The sequence below is a fragment of the Agromyces aureus genome, from assembly GCF_001660485.1.
GTDB classification, from domain to species: domain Bacteria; phylum Actinomycetota; class Actinomycetes; order Actinomycetales; family Microbacteriaceae; genus Agromyces; species Agromyces aureus.
This window is the reverse complement of the sequence record NZ_CP013979.1, coordinates 2181338-2198659: the sequence shown is the minus strand read 5'-3', so window position 1 is coordinate 2198659 and position 17322 is coordinate 2181338. Positions and strand designations below refer to the sequence as shown.

At 68.0% G+C, this 17322-nt stretch carries 10 protein-coding genes and 1 tRNA gene; 1 reads left to right on the top strand and 10 read right to left on the bottom strand.

Annotation, left to right across the window (positions count from 1 at the left end; genetic code table 11):
- Positions 1-7: 7 nt before the first annotated feature.
- From uvrC to ATC03_RS09655, 8 genes are all read right to left on the bottom strand, one after another.
- Entirely contained in the window at positions 8-1954 is a 1947-nt protein-coding gene (gene uvrC / locus ATC03_RS09690) for an excinuclease ABC subunit UvrC (RefSeq protein ID WP_067876177.1), read from the bottom strand.
- A gap of 2 nt (positions 1955-1956) precedes the next feature.
- Positions 1957-4848, bottom strand: a complete 2892-nt coding sequence (uvrA, locus tag ATC03_RS09685; protein ID WP_067876171.1) for an excinuclease ABC subunit UvrA — start codon at positions 4846-4848, stop codon at positions 1957-1959.
- Positions 4849-4920: 72 nt separating this feature from the next.
- On the bottom strand, positions 4921-6987 hold the full coding sequence (gene uvrB / locus ATC03_RS09680; protein ID WP_067876168.1) for an excinuclease ABC subunit UvrB: 2067 nt from the start codon (positions 6985-6987) through the stop codon (positions 4921-4923).
- Between the two features lie 105 nt (positions 6988-7092).
- On the bottom strand, positions 7093-7710 hold the full coding sequence (gene coaE / locus ATC03_RS09675) for a dephospho-CoA kinase (RefSeq protein ID WP_067876165.1): 618 nt from the start codon (positions 7708-7710) through the stop codon (positions 7093-7095).
- Positions 7711-7826: 116 nt separating this feature from the next.
- Complete coding sequence (gene rpsA, locus ATC03_RS09670; RefSeq protein WP_067876163.1) at positions 7827-9275, bottom strand: 30S ribosomal protein S1; 1449 nt, start codon at positions 9273-9275, stop codon at positions 7827-7829.
- 159 nt (positions 9276-9434) lie between these two features.
- Positions 9435-11102, bottom strand: a complete 1668-nt coding sequence (locus tag ATC03_RS09665) for a DUF885 domain-containing protein (protein ID WP_067876160.1) — start codon at positions 11100-11102, stop codon at positions 9435-9437.
- 137 nt (positions 11103-11239) lie between these two features.
- The gene (polA, locus tag ATC03_RS09660; RefSeq protein WP_067876157.1) at positions 11240-13924 is read right to left on the bottom strand and encodes a DNA polymerase I; all 2685 of its coding nucleotides are present in this window, start codon (positions 13922-13924) and stop codon (positions 11240-11242) included.
- Between the two features lie 116 nt (positions 13925-14040).
- Positions 14041-14646, bottom strand: a complete 606-nt coding sequence (locus ATC03_RS09655; RefSeq protein ID WP_067876153.1) for an ANTAR domain-containing response regulator — start codon at positions 14644-14646, stop codon at positions 14041-14043.
- Between the two features lie 36 nt (positions 14647-14682).
- Between ATC03_RS09655 and ATC03_RS09650 the strand changes: the two genes are divergently transcribed.
- Positions 14683-14768: transfer RNA gene (locus ATC03_RS09650), tRNA-Leu, on the top strand.
- Positions 14769-14794: 26 nt separating this feature from the next.
- Here the strand turns inward: ATC03_RS09650 and ATC03_RS09645 are convergent.
- Both ATC03_RS09645 and pyk read right to left on the bottom strand, forming a co-directional pair.
- Positions 14795-15712: an alpha/beta fold hydrolase gene (locus ATC03_RS09645; RefSeq protein ID WP_179947920.1), complete on the bottom strand. Its 918-nt coding sequence runs from the start codon at positions 15710-15712 to the stop codon at positions 14795-14797.
- Between the two features lie 178 nt (positions 15713-15890).
- Positions 15891-17306, bottom strand: coding sequence for a pyruvate kinase (gene pyk, locus ATC03_RS09640; protein WP_067876148.1), 1416 nt, complete (start codon positions 17304-17306; stop codon positions 15891-15893).
- Positions 17307-17322 lie beyond the last annotated feature (16 nt).

The following is a 17322-nucleotide window of genomic DNA, read 5'->3' as shown; positions in this document are numbered from 1 at the left end:
ACCAAGCCTATCGGGGTTGGACCTGCGCACCGCTGCGGAGCTCCTCGTAGACGACCGCGGCGAGCGTCGGGCCGAAGCCGTCGACACTGCCGATTTCATCGACGGATGCCGCGCGCAGGCGTTTCACGGACCCGAAGTGCCGCAGGAGCACCTTGATGCGGGTGGGCCCCAGGCCGGGGATCTCGGCGAGCACCGAGGAGATGTCCCGCTTGCGTCGCTGCCGCTGGTGCGTTATCGCGAAGCGGTGCGCCTCGTCGCGTACGCGTTGGAACAGGAACAGTGCGTCGCTGTTGCGCGGGAGGATTACCGGGTAGTCGGCGTCGGGCGTCCAGATCTCCTCGAGTCGCTTCGCGATGCCGCAGAGGTAGATGCCCTCGACGCCCGACTCCGCGAGCGCCCTGGCCGCAGCCGCGACCTGCGGCTCGCCGCCGTCGACCACGAGCAGGTTCGGGCGGTACGAGAACTTCGACCGGCGGGTGCCGTCGACCGGCTCGGCCGGCTCGGCCGCGCTCGCCTGACTCGCCTGATCGCTGACGTCCCCCCCGTCGGTCTGCTCGGCGGTGGTGACGGACGGCGCGGCGAGGTACGCGAGTCTGCGCGTGAGCACCTGATGGATCGAGTCGGTGTCGTCGGTCGACTCGGGAATCGTGAAGCGCCGGTACTCGTCTTTGCGGGGCAGGCCGTCTTCGAACACGACCATGGACGCGACGATGTTGGTGCCGCTCAGGTGCGACACGTCGAAGCACTCGATGCGCAGCGGGGCATCCGCCATGCCCAGTGCCTCTTGGATGTCCTCGAGGGCGCGCGACCGCGTCGTGAAGTCGGCGCTCCGTCGCGTCTTGTAGAGCATGAGCGACTGCTTCGCGTTCTGCGTGGCCGTGGCGAGGAGTGCCGCCTTGTCGCCACGCTGGGCTGCACGAAGCCGTACCTTGCGACCCGCGCGCTCGGAGAGCCAGGTCTCGAGGGCTGCGGCGTCGTCTGGCAGTTCGGGCACCACGACCTCGCGCGGTGGTGACAGTTGACCGCCGTAGGCGTTCTGCACGACCGAGTCGACGAGGTCGCCGATGGGCACGTCGAGCTCCTTGTCGACGGTCCAGGAGTGCACACCACGCACCCGACCCCCGCGGACGACGAAGATCTGCACCGCGGCGGCGAGTTCGTCGTGGTCGATGCCGAACACGTCGACGTCGACGTCATCGCGCAGCACGACCGCACTCTTCTCGAAGAACTCGGTCGCCGCCTGCAGCTGGTCGCGCCGGCGGGCCGCCGTCTCGTACTCGAACGCGGCGGAGGCCTCCAACATCTGCTGGGAGAGTTCGTCGACGATGCGGCGGTCCTGATTCGTCATGAACGCGACGAAGCGATCGACGTTGGCGCGATGCTCCTCGATGCCGACCCGGCCAGAACACGGGCCGAAGCAGCGGCCGATCTGCCCGGCGAAGCACGGACGACCCGAGGCCATCGCACGCCGGTAGTCGGAGTCCTTGCAGGTGCGGATCGGGAAGAGCTTCAACAGCAGGTCGAGAGTCTCATTGACGGCCCAGACCTTCGGATACGGGCCGAAGTACCGAGCGCCGGGGATGCCGCTGCGGCGCGTGACGATCGCGCGGGGAGCCTCGTCGCCGAGGGTGACCGCGAGGTACGGGTACGACTTGTCGTCGCGGTACTTGACGTTGAAGGGCGGTTCGAACTCCTTGATCCAGGTGTACTCGAGCTGCAGCGCCTCGACATCGTTGCCGACCACGGTCCATTCCACCGAGCTCGCCGTCGTGACCATGCGACGCGTGCGCTCATGCAGCGTGCGCAGCGGGGCGAAGTAGTTCGACAACCTGGCGCGCAGGTTCTTCGCCTTGCCGACGTACAGCACGCGCCGATCACCGTCGCGGAAGCGGTAGACCCCGGGCTCGGTCGGGATCTCCCCCGCCTTCGGGCGATAGGACAGGGCGTCGCTCATGCTCAGCTGGCGACTTCGATGCCCGGCCGGGCGGCCTCGAAGATCTCCCGGAGGAAGAATCCGGTGTGGCTGTCGGGCTCGTCGGCGACCTGCTCCGGCGTGCCGGTCGCGACGATCTGCCCGCCACCCGAACCGCCCTCGGGGCCGAGGTCGATGATCCAGTCGGCGGACTTGATGACGTCGAGGCTGTGCTCGATGACGATCACCGTGTTGCCCTTGTCGACGAGCTTGCCGAGCACCTTCAGGAGCTTGCGGACGTCTTCGAAGTGCAGACCCGTGGTGGGCTCGTCGAGCACGTACACGCTCCGGCCGTTCGATCGCCGCTGCAGTTCGGTCGCGAGCTTCACGCGCTGCGCCTCGCCGCCCGAGAGCGTCGTGGCGCTCTGGCCGAGCTGGACGTACCCGAGACCGACGTCGACGAGGGTCTTGAGATAGCGGTGGATCGCGGAGATCGGCTCGAAGAACTCGGCCGCCTCGCTGATCGGCATCTGGAGCACCTCCGCGATGTTCTTGCCCTTGTAGTGCACCTGGAGCGTCTCACGGTTGTAGCGCTGACCCCCGCAGACCTCGCACGCGACGTAGACGTCGGGAAGGAAGTTCATCTCGATCTTGATGGTGCCATCGCCGGAGCATGCCTCGCAGCGGCCACCCTTGACGTTGAAGCTGAACCGCCCTGGCAGGTAGCCGCGCGCCTTCGCCTCGTTCGTCTCGGAGAACAGCGTGCGGACGCGATCGAACACGCCGGTGTAGGTCGCCGGGTTCGAGCGCGGTGTGCGACCGATCGGCGCCTGATCGACGTGCACGACCTTGTCGAGCTGGTCGAGGCCCGTCACCCGACGATGCCGGCCCGGAAGCTTGCGCGCGCCGTTCAATCGGTTCGCCAGGACCCGATACAGGATGTCGTTCACGAGCGAGGACTTGCCCGAGCCGCTCACACCGGTCACGGCCGTGAACACCCCGAGCGGGAACTCCACGTCGACGCCGCGCAGGTTGTTCGCCTCGGCTCCCTGCACCGCGATCATGCGCTCGGGGTCGATCGGGCGACGAGTCGAGGGGATCGGGATCTCCTTGCGGCCCGAGAGGTAGTCGCCGGTGAGCGACTTCGTGTTCTTCAACAGCTCGGCGTAGCTGCCCGAGTGCACGACCGTGCCGCCGTTGACCCCGGCGCCCGGGCCGATGTCGACGATCCAGTCGGCGGTGCGGATGGTGTCTTCGTCGTGCTCGACGACGATGAGCGTGTTGCCGAGGTCGCGAAGCGCCACCAGCGTGTCGATCAGGCGCCGGTTGTCGCGCTGGTGCAGGCCGATGCTCGGCTCGTCGAGCACGTAGAGCACTCCCGTGAGCCCGGAGCCGATCTGGGTCGCGAGCCTGATGCGCTGCGCCTCGCCGCCCGAGAGCGTCGCCGCGGCGCGCGACAGGTCGAGGTAGCTGAGACCGACGCGGATGAGGAAGTCGAGGCGCAGCTTGATCTCGCGCAGGACCTGCGCGGCGATCGCCTGCTCGCGGTCGGTGAGCTCGAGGCGATCCATGAACGCCCGGGCATCGGTGAGGCTGAGGAGTCCGACGTCGGCGATGCTCGCCTCGTGGATCAGCACCGAGAGCACCTCGGGCTTCAGGCGCTTGCCGTGGCAGACCGGGCACGGCACCTCGCGCAGGTACTCCGACCAACGGACGCGCTGCGTGTCGGTCTCGGCCTGGAGGTACTGGCGCTCGATGTACGGCACGACGCCTTCGAACCCGGACGTGTAGCTCATCTCGCGGCCGTAGCGGTTGCGCCACTTGACCTTGACCTCGAAGTTGTCGCCGCGCAGCACGGCATCGCGTGCGGCCTCGTCGAGCTCCTCCCACGGGGTGTCGAGCGAGAAGCCGAGATCGCGTGAGAGTCCGAGGAGCAGCTTCTCGTAGTAGTTGTAGAGGCTCTTGCCCTGAGAGGTCCAGGGGATGATGACGCCCTCGGTGATGCTCAGCGACGGGTCGCCGAGCAGGAGCTGCTCATCGACCGCCATGCGCGTGCCGAGGCCGGAGCACTCGGGGCACGCGCCGAACGGGGCGTTGAACGAGAAGGTTCGGGGCTCGATCTCGGTCAGCTGGATCGGGTGCTGGTTCGGGCACGAGAGCTTCTCGGAGAAGGTGTCCCACGCCTCGGGGCCGGTTGCGTCGACGTAGTTGATCTGCACGAGGCCATCGGTCAGGCGGAGCGCGGTCTCGAGGGAATCCGTGAGGCGACCCAGCACGTCGGGCCCCGCGACGAGACGGTCGACGACGACGGAGATGTCGTGCTTGACCTGCTTCTTCAGCGTCGGAGGTTCATCGAGCCTGATGAGTTCGCCGTCGACCACGGCGCGCGAATAGCCGCCGGCCGCGAGCTCGCGGAAGAGATCGACGAACTCGCCCTTCTTCTGCGACACCACCGGGCTGAGCACCTGGAATCGGATGCCCTCGTCGAGCTGCATGAGCTGGTCGGCGATCTGCTGGACGGTCTGACGCTGGATGCGCTCGCCGCACACCGGGCAGTGCGGCACGCCGATGCGCGCCCAGAGGAGGCGCATGTAGTCGTAGATCTCGGTGATCGTGCCGACCGTCGACCGAGGGTTGCGGTTCGTCGACTTCTGGTCGATCGAGACGGCGGGGCTGAGGCCCTCGATGAAGTCGACGTCGGGTCGATCGACCTGTCCGAGGAACTGGCGCGCGTAGGCCGAGAGCGACTCGACGTAGCGGCGCTGCCCTTCGGCGAAGATCGTGTCGAACGCCAGCGACGACTTGCCCGAACCGGAGAGTCCGGTGAAGACGACCATCGCGTCGCGTGGGATCTCGACGTCGACGTCGCGGAGGTTGTGGACGCGGGCACCGCGGACACTCAGGTGCGAATGGGCATCGAGACGTGAAACAGGCACCCTTCGAGTCTAGGCAGACCCACCGACACGAACGCCGGGAGGGGACGCGCTGAGAGCGAACATACGTTCGAATCAGCCCAAGTGCCCGGCCTTCTCCATCTGGCGGAGCTCGCGCTTGAGTTCGGAGACCTCGTCGCGAAGCCTGGCAGCGAGCTCGAACTTGAGTTCGCCGGCCGCCACCAGCATCTGATCGTTCAGGTCGCGGATCAGGTCCTCGAGGTCGTTCGCCCCCTCGGCGGCGATGCCCTCGCGGCGGAGGTTCGGCACGGGTGATTTCTTGCGAGCGTCGCGGCCGGAGAGGAGCGCCGCGGTGTCGGCCTCTTCGCGGGCCAGGAGCTGCGTGATGTCGGCGATGCGCTTGCGCAGCGGTTGCGGATCGATGCCGTTGACTCGGTTGTACTCGAGCTGTCGCTCTCGGCGACGCTCGGTCTCGTCGATCGCCGCGTTCATCGAATCGGTCAGCACATCGGCGTACATGTGCACCTCGCCCGAGACGTTGCGCGCGGCGCGCCCGATCGTCTGGATCAGCGAGGTCGACGACCGCAGGAAGCCCTCCTTGTCGGCATCGAGGATCGCGACGAGCGAGACCTCTGGCAGGTCGAGGCCCTCTCGCAGCAGGTTGATGCCGACGAGCACGTCGTAGACGCCGGCCCGGAGCTCGGTCAGCAGCTCGACGCGACGGAGCGTGTCGACATCCGAATGGAGGTAGCGCACGCGCACCCCCGCCTCGGTGAGGTAGTCGGTCAATTCCTCGGCCATGCGCTTCGTGAGCGTCGTGACGAGCACGCGCTCATCGCGCTCGGCACGGACGCGGATCTCCTCGAGGAGGTCGTCGATCTGCCCCTTCGACGGCTTCACGACGATCTGGGGGTCGACGAGTCCGGTCGGGCGGATGATCTGCTCGACGACGCCGTCGGCGATGCCCATCTCGTACCTGCCGGGGGTCGCCGAGAGGTAGACGGCCTGACCGACGCGGTTCTTGAACTCGTTCCACTTGAGCGGGCGGTTGTCGAGGGCGCTCGGCAGTCGGAACCCGTGCTCGACCAGCGTGCGCTTGCGCGAGGAGTCGCCCTCGTACATGGCGCCGATCTGCGGCACCGTGACGTGCGACTCGTCGATGACGACGAGGAAGTCGTCGGCGAAGTAGTCGAGCAGGCAGTGCGGGGCCTCCCCTGGCGCTCGGCCGTCGATGTGGCGGGAGTAGTTCTCGATGCCGGAGCAGAAGCCGATCTGCTCCATCATCTCGAGGTCGAAGGTGGTGCGCATGCGCAGGCGCTGCGCCTCGAGCAGCTTGCCCTCGCGCTCGAGCTCGGTCAGTCGCTCTTCGAGCTCGGTGCGGATGGTACCGATGGCCCGTTGCATGACATCGGTGCTCGCGACGTAGTGCGAGCCGGGGAAGACCGGGACGGAGTCGAGCTTGGCGACGACCTGACCCGTCAGCGGATGCAGGCTGTACAGTGCCTCGATCTCGTCGCCGAACATCTCGATGCGGATCGCCAGCTCTTCGTAGATCGGGATGATCTCGATCGTGTCGCCGCGCACCCGGAAGTTGCCGCGCGAGAAGTCGACGTCGTTGCGCTGGTACTGCATCGACACGAACTTGCGGATCAACCAGTCGCGATCGACCTGCTGGCCGACCTGCAGCGGCATCATCGCCTTCATGTACTCCTCGGGGGTGCCGAGGCCGTAGATGCACGACACCGTCGACACGACGACGACATCGCGGCGGCTCAGCAACGAGTTCGTCGTCGAGTGACGCAGCCGCTCGACCTCGGCGTTGACCGAGGAGTCCTTCTCGATGAAGGTGTCGGTCTGCGGGACGTACGCCTCGGGCTGGTAGTAGTCGTAGTACGAGACGAAGTACTCGATCGCGTTGTTCGGCATGAGCTCACGGAACTCGGTGGCCAGCTGCGCCGCGAGCGTCTTGTTGTGCGCGAGCACGAGGGTCGGTCGCTGCACCTGCTCGATGAGCCAGGCGGTCGTCGCCGACTTGCCGGTGCCCGTGGCGCCGAGCAGCACGACGTCGGTCTCACCGGCGTTGATGCGCCCGGCGAGCTCGGCGATCGCCGCGGGCTGATCGCCGCTCGGAACATACTCGCTGATGACCTCGAACGGCCGGACGGATCGGGTGGCCTGCATGCCTTCCAGTCTAGGTTCGACCTCCGACACGACCGCCGGCGCAGGCGAATCCGTCAGCGCCGCGCATCTGGGCGGACGAGCTCGAGGTCTCGGCCGCCGCCGGGGTCACGTCCGACGTGCGGCGCGCTCCTCGACGATGCGCTGCCAGAGCGCGTCGGCCTGGCTCATCGTGTGCCCGAGCGTGCCGTCGGTGTCGATCACGACGTCGGCGACGGCGAGACGCTCGGAGTTCGCCACCTGGGCGTCGACTCTGGCCTCGGCCTGCAGTGGGTCGAGCCCACGGTCCTCGACGAGCCGCTTGAGCTGCGTGCGGCGCGGCGCGCTCGTGACGACGATGAGGTCGAACGGATGGTCGACGGATGCCTCGACGAGCAGCGGCACGTCGTACACCACGACCGCATCGGGGTCGGCCTGCTCGACCTTCTCGAACAGTCGGGCGGAGAGCTCGCGAACCGCGGGATGCACGATGGCGTTCAGCTGTGCGCGCGCCTCGTCGTCGTTGAAGACGAGTTCGCCGAGCTTCACGCGATCGAGGGTGCCGTCGGGGCGGAGGACTCCCGCGCCGAACGTGTCGACGATCGCCGCGAGACCGGGCGTGCCCGGCTCGACCACGCGCCTGGCCAACTGGTCGGCATCGATGTGCACGGCACCGTGCTCGTAGAGTCGCCGCGCGACCGTGGACTTTCCTGAGGCGATGCCGCCCGTGAGGCCGATCAGATACACGACCCCACTCTACCGATGCGGTTCGCCCATCCGGGTGGAGGCGCAGCGCGGACCATGGAAAGCCGGAAGGCCGGCCCCCGAGGGGACCGGCCTTCCGTGTGCGGAACGGATCCGAACTAGTTGCTCGAGAGCTTCTCGCGCAGTGCTGCGAGCGAAGCGTCGTCGGCGAGGGTGCCCGCGCCGGCCGTCTCGCTCGAGTACGACGCGGTGCCCGAACCGAACGACTCGTCGGAAGCGGCAGCAGCGTTGGTCTGTGCGACCTGCTTCTTGTGCGCTTCCCAACGCTCCTGAGCGGCAGCGTAGTCCTGCTCCCACTTCTCGCGCTGGGCATCGAAGCCCTCGCGCCATTCGTTGGTCTCGGAGTCGAAGCCCTCGGGGTACTTGTAGTTGCCCTGCTCGTCGTACTCGGTGAGCATGCCGTAGAGCGCCGGGTCGAACTCGGTGCCCTCGGGGTCGACGCCCTCGTTCGCCTGCTTCAGCGAGAGCGAGATGCGGCGACGCTCGAGGTCGATGTCGATGACCTTGACGAAGACCTCTTCGCCGACCGACACGACCTGCTCTGCGAGCTCGACGTGCTTGCCGGACAGCTCCGAGATGTGCACGAGGCCCTCGATGCCGTCTGCGACGCGGACGAACGCACCGAACGGAACGAGCTTGGTGACCTTACCCGGTGCGACCTGACCGATCGCGTGGGTACGGGCGAACACCTGCCACGGGTCCTCCTGCGTCGCCTTGAGCGACAGCGAGACGCGCTCGCGGTCGAGCTCGACGGAGAGCACCTCGACGGTGACCTCCTGGCCGACCTCGACGACCTCGCTGGCGTGCTCGATGTGCTTCCACGAGAGCTCGGAGACGTGCACGAGACCGTCGACGCCGCCGAGGTCGACGAACGCACCGAAGTTGACGATCGACGAGATGACACCCTTGCGGATCTGGCCCGGGTGCAGGTTGGCGAGGAAGGTCGAACGCGACTCCGACTGGGTCTGCTCGAGGAGCGCACGACGCGAGAGCACGACGTTGTTGCGGTTCTTGTCGAGCTCGAGGATCTTCGCCTCGATCTCCTGGCCGAGGTACGGCGTGAGGTCGCGCACGCGGCGGAGCTCGATGAGCGACGCCGGGAGGAAGCCGCGGAGGCCGATGTCGACGATCAGGCCGCCCTTGACGACCTCGATGACCGTACCGGTCACGACGCCATCGGCTTCCTTGATCTTCTCCACGTCGCCCCACGCGCGCTCGTACTGCGCACGCTTCTTCGACAGGATGAGGCGGCCTTCCTTGTCCTCCTTCTGGAGAACGAGCGCCTCGACGGTGTCGCCGACGCCGACGACCTCGCTGGGGTCGACATCGTGCTTGATGGAAAGCTCACGCGAGGGGATGACGCCCTCGGTCTTGTAGCCGACGTCGAGGAGCACCTCGTCGCGGTCGATCTTCACGACGGTGCCCTCGATGAGGTCGCCGTCGTTGAAGAACTTCAAAGTCTTCTCGACCGCGGCGAGGAAATCGTCAGCAGATCCGATGTCGTTGATAGCGACCTGCTTGGGTGCCTTGGTCGTTGCGGTTGTCATGTAGTGAATGCTCCGTAAAGGACAGAATCGAGCCCATCGCGCGGTTGAGCGTTGTGTTGGTTCCGCGATGGGCATGCGGACAGGATCGTCACAGAAGTGACATTCGATCCTAGCGGACTGACAGCGAAGTCGGCAACCCGGGCGTGTCGGACCGCGGGGTCATCCGAGCAGGCTCGCCCGCAGGGTGTCCAGGCCCACTCCCCCGAGGTCGAGCGCCCGGCGGTGGAATTCCTTGATGTCGAACGCCGCACCCTCCTGGCGCTTGGCGTCGTCGCGCAACTGCTCCCAGATGCGCTGGCCCACCTTGTACGACGGCGCCTGACCCGGCCAGCCGAGATAGCGGTTCACCTCGAAGTCGATGAACGCCTGGTTCATGTTGACGTTCTCCCCCAGGAACTCGAACGCGTAGTCGCCGGTCCACGCACCGTTGCCGTCGGGACGCTGCTTGCCGAGGTGCACGCCGATGTCGAGTACGACGCGCGCCGCGCGCATGCGCTGCCCGTCGAGCATTCCGAGGCGGTCGGCCGGGTCGTCGAGGTATCCGAGGTCCTGCATGAGCCGCTCGGCGTAGAGGGCCCAGCCCTCGGCGTGACCCGAGCTGCCGGCGAGCTGACGGCGCCAAGTGTTCAACTTCGCGCGATTCACCACCGCCTGACCGATCTGCAGATGGTGGCCGGGCACGCCCTCGTGGTAGACCGTCGTGAGTTCGCGCCAGGTGTCGAACTCGGTCACGCCCTCGGGCACGGCCCACCACATGCGCCCCGGGCGAGTGAAGTCGTCGCTCGGGCCCGTGTAGTAGATGCCGCCGGACTGCGTCGGCGCGATCATGCACTCGAGGGTGCGGATCTGCTCGGGGATGTCGAACTGGGTGGCGCCGAGCTCGGCGACCGCGCGGTCGCTGACCTCCTGCATCCAGCGCTGCAGCGCATCGGTTCCGTGCAGCTTGCGGCGCTCGTCGCCGTCGAGGTGCGCGATTGCTTCTGCGACGGATGCCCCGGGCACGATCTCGCGGGCGATCGCCTCCTGCTCGGCGACCATGCGTCCGAGCTCCTCGATGCCCCATTCGTACGTCTCGTCGAGGTCGATGACGGCGCCGAGGAAGTGGCGCGACTGGAGTTCGTAGATCTCGCGCCCGACGGCATCGGTCTCGCCGGCGACGGGCAGGAGTTCGCCTTCGAGGAACGCCGCGAGTCGCCCGTAGGCCTCGCCGGCCCCGCCTGCACGCGAGTCGAGGTCGTGCCGGAGCGTGGGCGACAGGGCCTCGGGTGCGCTGTGGACGAACTCCGTGAAGAATCCGTCGGCTCGCTCGAGCTTGCGGGCTTGGGCCGCGACCTCCCGCACCTGACGCTTCGCCGGCACGGTGCCCCGCTCGATGCCGAGCCGAAGCGTGGCGATGTATCCGTCGACGGCGCCCGGAAGCGCGTCGAGGCGGGTCGAGATAATCTCCCAGTCGTCGGCGTCGTCGGTCGCCATGAGGTCGAACACGTCGCGGACCTCCTGCGCCGGGCTGGCGATCACATTGAGGTTGCGAAGCGGCAGGCCGGCCTCGTGGGCTTCGACGTCGAGCGCGAGTTCGGAGCGGAGATCGGCGAGCGTCACCGCGTCGACGTCGTCGACGGGTGTCGCGGCGTCGAGCCGGGCGATCGCGCGGCGCTTTGCCTCGAGCGAGCGCTCGAGACCCTCGGGCGAATAGTCGCCGAACCGCGAGTCGGCCTCTTTTCGTCCGATGTAGGTGCCGAGAGTCGGGTCGAGGTCGACGATCGTGTCGACCCAGTCCTCTGCGATGCGATCGATGTCGGTGGGAGTTCGCTGCTCGCTCGATGCCATGGGTCCGAGCCTAGGACACCCGCCAGGTGTCAGGCCTCGAACCTCAACGGATGCACGAACCGGGTCGCTTCCAGCGCGAGTCACGCCAGTCACGCGCGCCACCCGCGTCAGGCGCCCACGCGACCCGCGGTCGCGACTCAGTGCGCCGCGTGCTCCCAGTCGCGACCGCGACCGACCGAGACGTCGAGCGGTACGAGCAGATCGGCTGCCGTCGCCATGCGCTCGCGCACGACCGTCTCGAGCGTCTCGGACTCCCCCTCGGCGACCTCGAAGATCAGTTCGTCGTGGACCGTGAGCAGCATGCGACTCGACATGCCGCGCGCGGCGAGTTCGGCCTCGACCGTGGTCATGGCGATCTTCATGATGTCTGCCGCCGAACCCTGGATCGGCGAGTTGAGCGCCGCTCGCTCGGCGTTCTCGCGGTGCACGCGGTTCGGACTCGTGAGGTCGGGGAAGGGTCGGCGCCGGCCGAAGATCGTCTCGGTGTAGCCGTCGATGCGGGCCTGCTCGACCACCCCTCGGAGGTAGTCGCGCACCGCGCCGAACCGCTCGAAGTACTCCTTCATGAGCTGGGTCGCCTCGGCACGATCGATGCGCAGCTGCTTCGAGAGCCCGAACGCGCTGAGGCCGTAGGCGAGTCCGTACGACATGGCCTTGACCTTCGTGCGCATGAGCGGCGTGACGTCGACCGGGTCGACGGCGAAGACGCGTGCGCCCACGAATCTGTGCAGGTCTTCGCCGGCGTTGAACGCCTCGATGAGTCCGGGGTCGCCCGAGAGATGGGCCATGATGCGCATCTCGATCTGCGAGTAGTCGGCTGTCAGCAGCTCGACGTAGTCGGAGCCGTGACGGAATGCCTTTCGGATGCGGCGGCCGTCTTCGGTACGCGTCGGGATGTTCTGCAGGTTCGGGTCGTTCGAGGACATGCGCCCGGTGGCGGCCCCGATCTGCCCGTAGGACGTGTGGATGCGGCCGTCGGTCGCGATCGCCTTGTCGAGCGACTCGACGATCTGCCGCAGCTTCGTCGCGTCGCGGTGTTCGAGCAGGTAGCCGAGGAACGGATGCGGGTTGGACTCCTGCAGGTCGGCGAGTGCGCTCGCATCCGTCGTGTAGCCGGTCTTCGTCGCGCGGGTCTTCGGCATCGCGAGCTGGTCGAAGAGCACCTCCTGGAGCTGCTTCGGCGAGCCCAGGTTCACCTCCCGGCCGATCTCCGCGTAGGCGGCGGCGGCGAGGGCGGCCGCGCGGTCGCCGAGTTCGGCCGACAACGCGCCGAGCTCGCCGTGGTCGACCGTGACCCCGCGCAGCTCCATGGCCGCGAGCACCGGCACGAGCGGCATCTCGACCTCGGCGAGCAGCACGCGGGTGCTCTCGGGCAGCGCACGCAGCACGACCGGAGCCAGCCTGAGCGTGTACCAGGCGAACTCCGGCGCACCGGCATCGGACCCTTCTTCGGGCACCAGCAGCGAGGGGTCGGCCTGCGGCAGCTTCTCGCCCAGGTGGACGTCGACGAGGTCGGCCAGCGACCGCTCGGTGAGATTCGGGCGGAGGAGCCATCCGGCCACGAGCGTGTCGAGCACGAGCCCGTCGACCTCGAGGCCGGATCGGGCGAGCGCCTTCAGCTGTGCCTTCGCGTCGGTCATGATCTTCGGCGACGCGCTTGCCAGCCACTGCTCGAACGGGGCGGCGGCCTCGTCGCCGGCGCGCCACGACAGGCGAACGCTCTCGGTCGTGGTCGCGATGCCCGCGCCGATGACGACGCCCTCGAGGACGTCGAGGCTGAGGCCCAATCCGGCGGGCTCAGCCGCGACCGCTCGGTCGAGCCACTCGGCCAACGCCTGACCCGTGAGCGACTGCGAGCTCGGAGCCTGCGGCGCGGCGGCCTCAGCGGCCTCCGGCGCGGCGGTGGGCGCCCCCGCGCTCGCGTTCGGCGCTCCGCCCACGAGCTTCGCAAGGCGTTCGAGCAGCGTGCGGAACTCGAGGCGTTCGAAGAGCGGCCGCACCTCGTCGATGACGATCGGCTTGGCCGCCAGCGTGTCGAGCTCGACGTCGAGCTCGACATCCGTCACGAGGCGGTTGAGACGCCGGTTGCGCTCGGCGTTCTCGCGCTGGTCGCGGAGGTTCTGCCCCACGACGCCCTTGATCTCGTCGGCGTGCGCGAGGATGCCCTCGAGGTCGCCGTACAGCCCGAGCCATTTCACGGCGGTCTTCTCGCCGACCTTCGAGATGCCGATCAGGTTGTCGCTGGACTCGCCCACGAGGGCCGCGACATCCGGGTACTGCTCGGGCCGGATGCCGTAGCGCTCGACGACCGCCGCCGGGTCGTAGCGCTTGAGCTGCGACACGCCCTGCGTGTTCGGGTAGAGCAGGGTCACGTCGTCGTTCACGAGTTGGATGGTGTCGCGGTCGCCTGAGACGAGCAGCACCCGGTACCCGTCGGCCCGGCCGCGCGCGGCGAGCGTCGCGAGGATGTCGTCGGCCTCGAAGTCCTCCTTCTCGAGCGTCGTGATGCCCATGGCCTGGAGCGCCTCCTGGAGAAGCGGCACCTGACCCTTGAACTCCACGGGCGTCTCGCCCCGGGTGCCCTTGTACTCGGGGTACTCGCGGGTACGGAACGAGGCGCGCGACATGTCGAACGCGACCGCGAGGTGCGTCGGGTTCTCGTTCGCGAGCAGCAGGAGCAGCATCGACAGGAACCCGTGGATGGCGTTCGTGTGCTGCCCGTCGCGCGTGGTGAAGCTGTCGACCGGAAGCGCGTAGAACGCCCGGAATGCCAGCGAGTGGCCGTCGATCACGAGAAGGGTGGGCTTGTCTGCGTCTGGCACCCGCCAAGCCTACAAGCGGCCACCGACAGCGATTCACCCGTCGAGCGACGGGTGCGGAAACGGCGGATGCCGCGACGAGGCGTCTCGTCGCGGCATCCGTGGGTCGTGCGTGTGGTCTACTTCTTCGCCGCCAGCTGTTCGATGATGGCCTGCGAGACGTCCTTCATGGTGAGGCGTCGATCCATCGACGCCTTCTGGATCCAGCGGAACGCCTCGGGCTCGGTGAGCCCCATCTTCTCGTTCAGCAGGCCCTTCGCCCGGTCGACGAGCTTGCGCGTCTCGAACCGCTCGACCAGGTCGCCGACCTCGGCCTCGAGCGCGATGATCTGGGCGTAGCGCGCGAGGGCGATCTCGATCGCCGGCAGCAGGTCGTTCGGCGTGAACGGCTTGACGACGTACGCGAGTGCGCCGGCCTCGCTCGCTCGCTCGACGAGCTCCTTCTGGCTGAACGCCGTGAGCAGCACCACCGGGGCGATGTGGCCCTTCGAGAGGCGCTCGGCCGCCGAGATGCCGTCGAGCTGGGGCATCTTGACGTCCATGATGACGAGGTCGGGGCGGAGCTCGGTGGCGAGCTGCACCGCAGTCTCGCCGTCACCCGCCTCACCGACGACTTCGTAGCCGTTGTCGCGGAGGATCTCGACGATGTCGAGACGAATCAGCGACTCGTCCTCTGCCACGACGACGCGGCGAGGGGCCGACTGGGTCTGTTCCGTGTCTGTCACGGAGGAAAGCCTACGGTATTCTGAGCGAGGCCTCTGGCCGGTGTGGCGGAATGGCAGACGCGGAGCACTCAAAATGCTTTGCCCGAAAGGGCGTGTGGGTTCGACCCCCACCACCGGCACCATCGCATCGCGTTCTCGCGACGCGCGATCAGTCGGAACGCACGGGCGGATGCTGCGATCCGCGGTGGATCTCGTACAGGCGGGCATGGCCGGGCGAGTCGGGGTCGTCGACGATCGGTCGATCGGCCATGAACAGCCTGATCATGTGCGCGAGCTCGCCCGAGTGGCTGAAGTTGATCGCGTGCGCGGCGCCCTCGATCTTGGCGATGAGCACTCGGTTGTCGGTCTGGCTTGCGACCTCCTGCACGCGATCGGCGCTGGGCATCAGTGGATCCCGGTCGCCGAGCACCGCCAGGGTGGGGATGTGCAGCGCGAGCATGCGCTCCAGCGATGGGTACCGCGTGAGCGCCTTGAACATGCGCACGGTGCTCGGAACGCCGAAGCGGAGGTAGTCGGGTGTCACGACGCGCATCAGCCGCGGCGGCTCGCGGGTGCCGTCACGGCTGATCTGCCCCATCGCGCGCCGGAGCGGCTGGTTGAAGACACCGCCCGCCGGCGAGACGAGCACCGCCCGTTCGATGCGATCGGGGTGGAGATGCGCGAACTCACAGATCACCGGGCATCCCATGGAATTGCCGACCAGCGTCACGCGCTCGATGCCGCGATCGTCGAGGAACCTCGCGGCCGCATGCGCGAGGTCGGGCACGTCGAGGGATGACGCGGCCTTGCCGCTCCGCCCGAATCCCGGCAGGTCGGGCACGAGCGTGTGGAAGTCGTCGGCGAGCCGTTCGGCGGTCGGCAGGAGGTAGCGCCCCGAGAGCCCGAACCCGTGCACGTGCATCATCGCCGGCACGCCCGACGGCGGCTCGGGCGATTCGCGGTAGAAGACGTCGACGCCGTCGACGACCGTCCAACGCTCCGCGAGCGTGGTCGTCGAGCGCTTCGGCCCGCGCCGCGCGCTCCGCTGGTTCAGGGCTCCCCCGGCCTCATCGGCCCCCGCCGGCATCCGGTCCCGCATGAGGAGAGTTTCGCACGTCGGCACCGTGCTGCGCACCCTTCGGGGTTCGCAGCGCGCGTCGCCGGCACGGTGCCTCCGACATCGGATGCCGCGGAGGGGCGATGACCGCGGGAACGACGACGGCCCGGTCGCTCCGTGAGGAGCGCCGGGCCGACGATGGGACGTGCTAGAGCACCTCGCCGACGACGTGCACGCGCACGTCGTTCGTGGTGCCGGGGATTCCGGGAGGGGATCCGGAGATGATGACGACCTTCTCGCCCTTCGTGGCGCGACCCGTGCGGCCGAGCGCCTCGTCGACCTGGCCGACCATCTGGTCGGTGTGGGTGACGCGCTCGACGACGAACGACTCGACGCCCCAGTTCAGCGCCATGCGGCGACGGATCGCGGGGTCGGGCGTGAACGCCAGGATCGGGATGTCTGAGCGCAGACGCGACATGCGTCGAACCGTCTCGCCCGACTCGGTGAACACGCACAGGTACTTCGCCTCGACGAAGTCGGCGACCTCGACGGCGGCGAGCGTGATCGCCCCGGCCTGCGTGCGCGGCTTGGTGCCGAGCGGCGCGATGCGCTCGAGTCCGTGCTGCTCGGTCGACTCGACGATGCGCGCCATGGTCTGCACGGTGATGACCGGGTACGCGCCGACGCTCGTCTCGCCCGACAGCATGACCGCATCGGCACCGTCGAGGATCGCGTTCGCGACGTCGGAGGTCTCGGCACGGGTCGGCACGGGGCTCTGGATCATCGACTCGAGCATCTGCGTCGCGACGATGACCGGCTTCGCGAGACGGCGAGCGATCTCGACGGCGCGCTTCTGCACGATCGGCACGGCCTCGAGGGGCAGCTCGACGCCGAGGTCGCCACGGGCGACCATGATGGCGTCGAACGCCTCGGTGATCTCCTCGAGTGCGTCGACGGCCTGCGGCTTCTCGATCTTGGCGACCACCGGCACGCGGCGTCCGACCTCGTCCATGATCTCGTGCACGCGCTCGATGTCGGCCGCGTTGCGCACGAACGACAGCGCGATGAGGTCGGCGCCGAGCTCGAGGCCCCAGCGCAGGTCGGCCTCGTCCTTCTCCGACAGAGCGGGAACGTTGACCGCGACGCCGGGCAGGTTGATGCCCTTATTGTTCGAGACGGGGCCCGCGACGATGACCTTCGTGGTGACCACGACGCCGTCGGTCTCGACGACCTCGACGCGCACCTTGCCGTCGTCGATGAGCAGGAAGTCGCCGGGCTTGACGTCCTGGGGCAGGCCCTTGAACGTCGTGCCGACGAGCTCCTTCGTGCCGACCACGTCTTCGGTCGTGATCTTGAAGATGTCGCCCTCGGCGAGGTCGTGCGGGCCGTCGGCGAACTTGCCGAGTCGGATCTTGGGACCCTGCAGGTCGACCAGCACCGCGACGGCCTTGCCGCTGTCGTTCGCGGCCTTCCGCACGTTCTGGTAGACGCCCTCGTGCACGTCGTAGCTGCCGTGGCTGAGGTTCATGCGCGCGACGTCGACTCCCGCATCGATGATCGCGCGGATCTGCTCGTAGCTCGATGTCGCCGGCCCGAGGGTGGCGACGATCTTCGCTCGTCTCATGTGGTTGTGCTCCAAG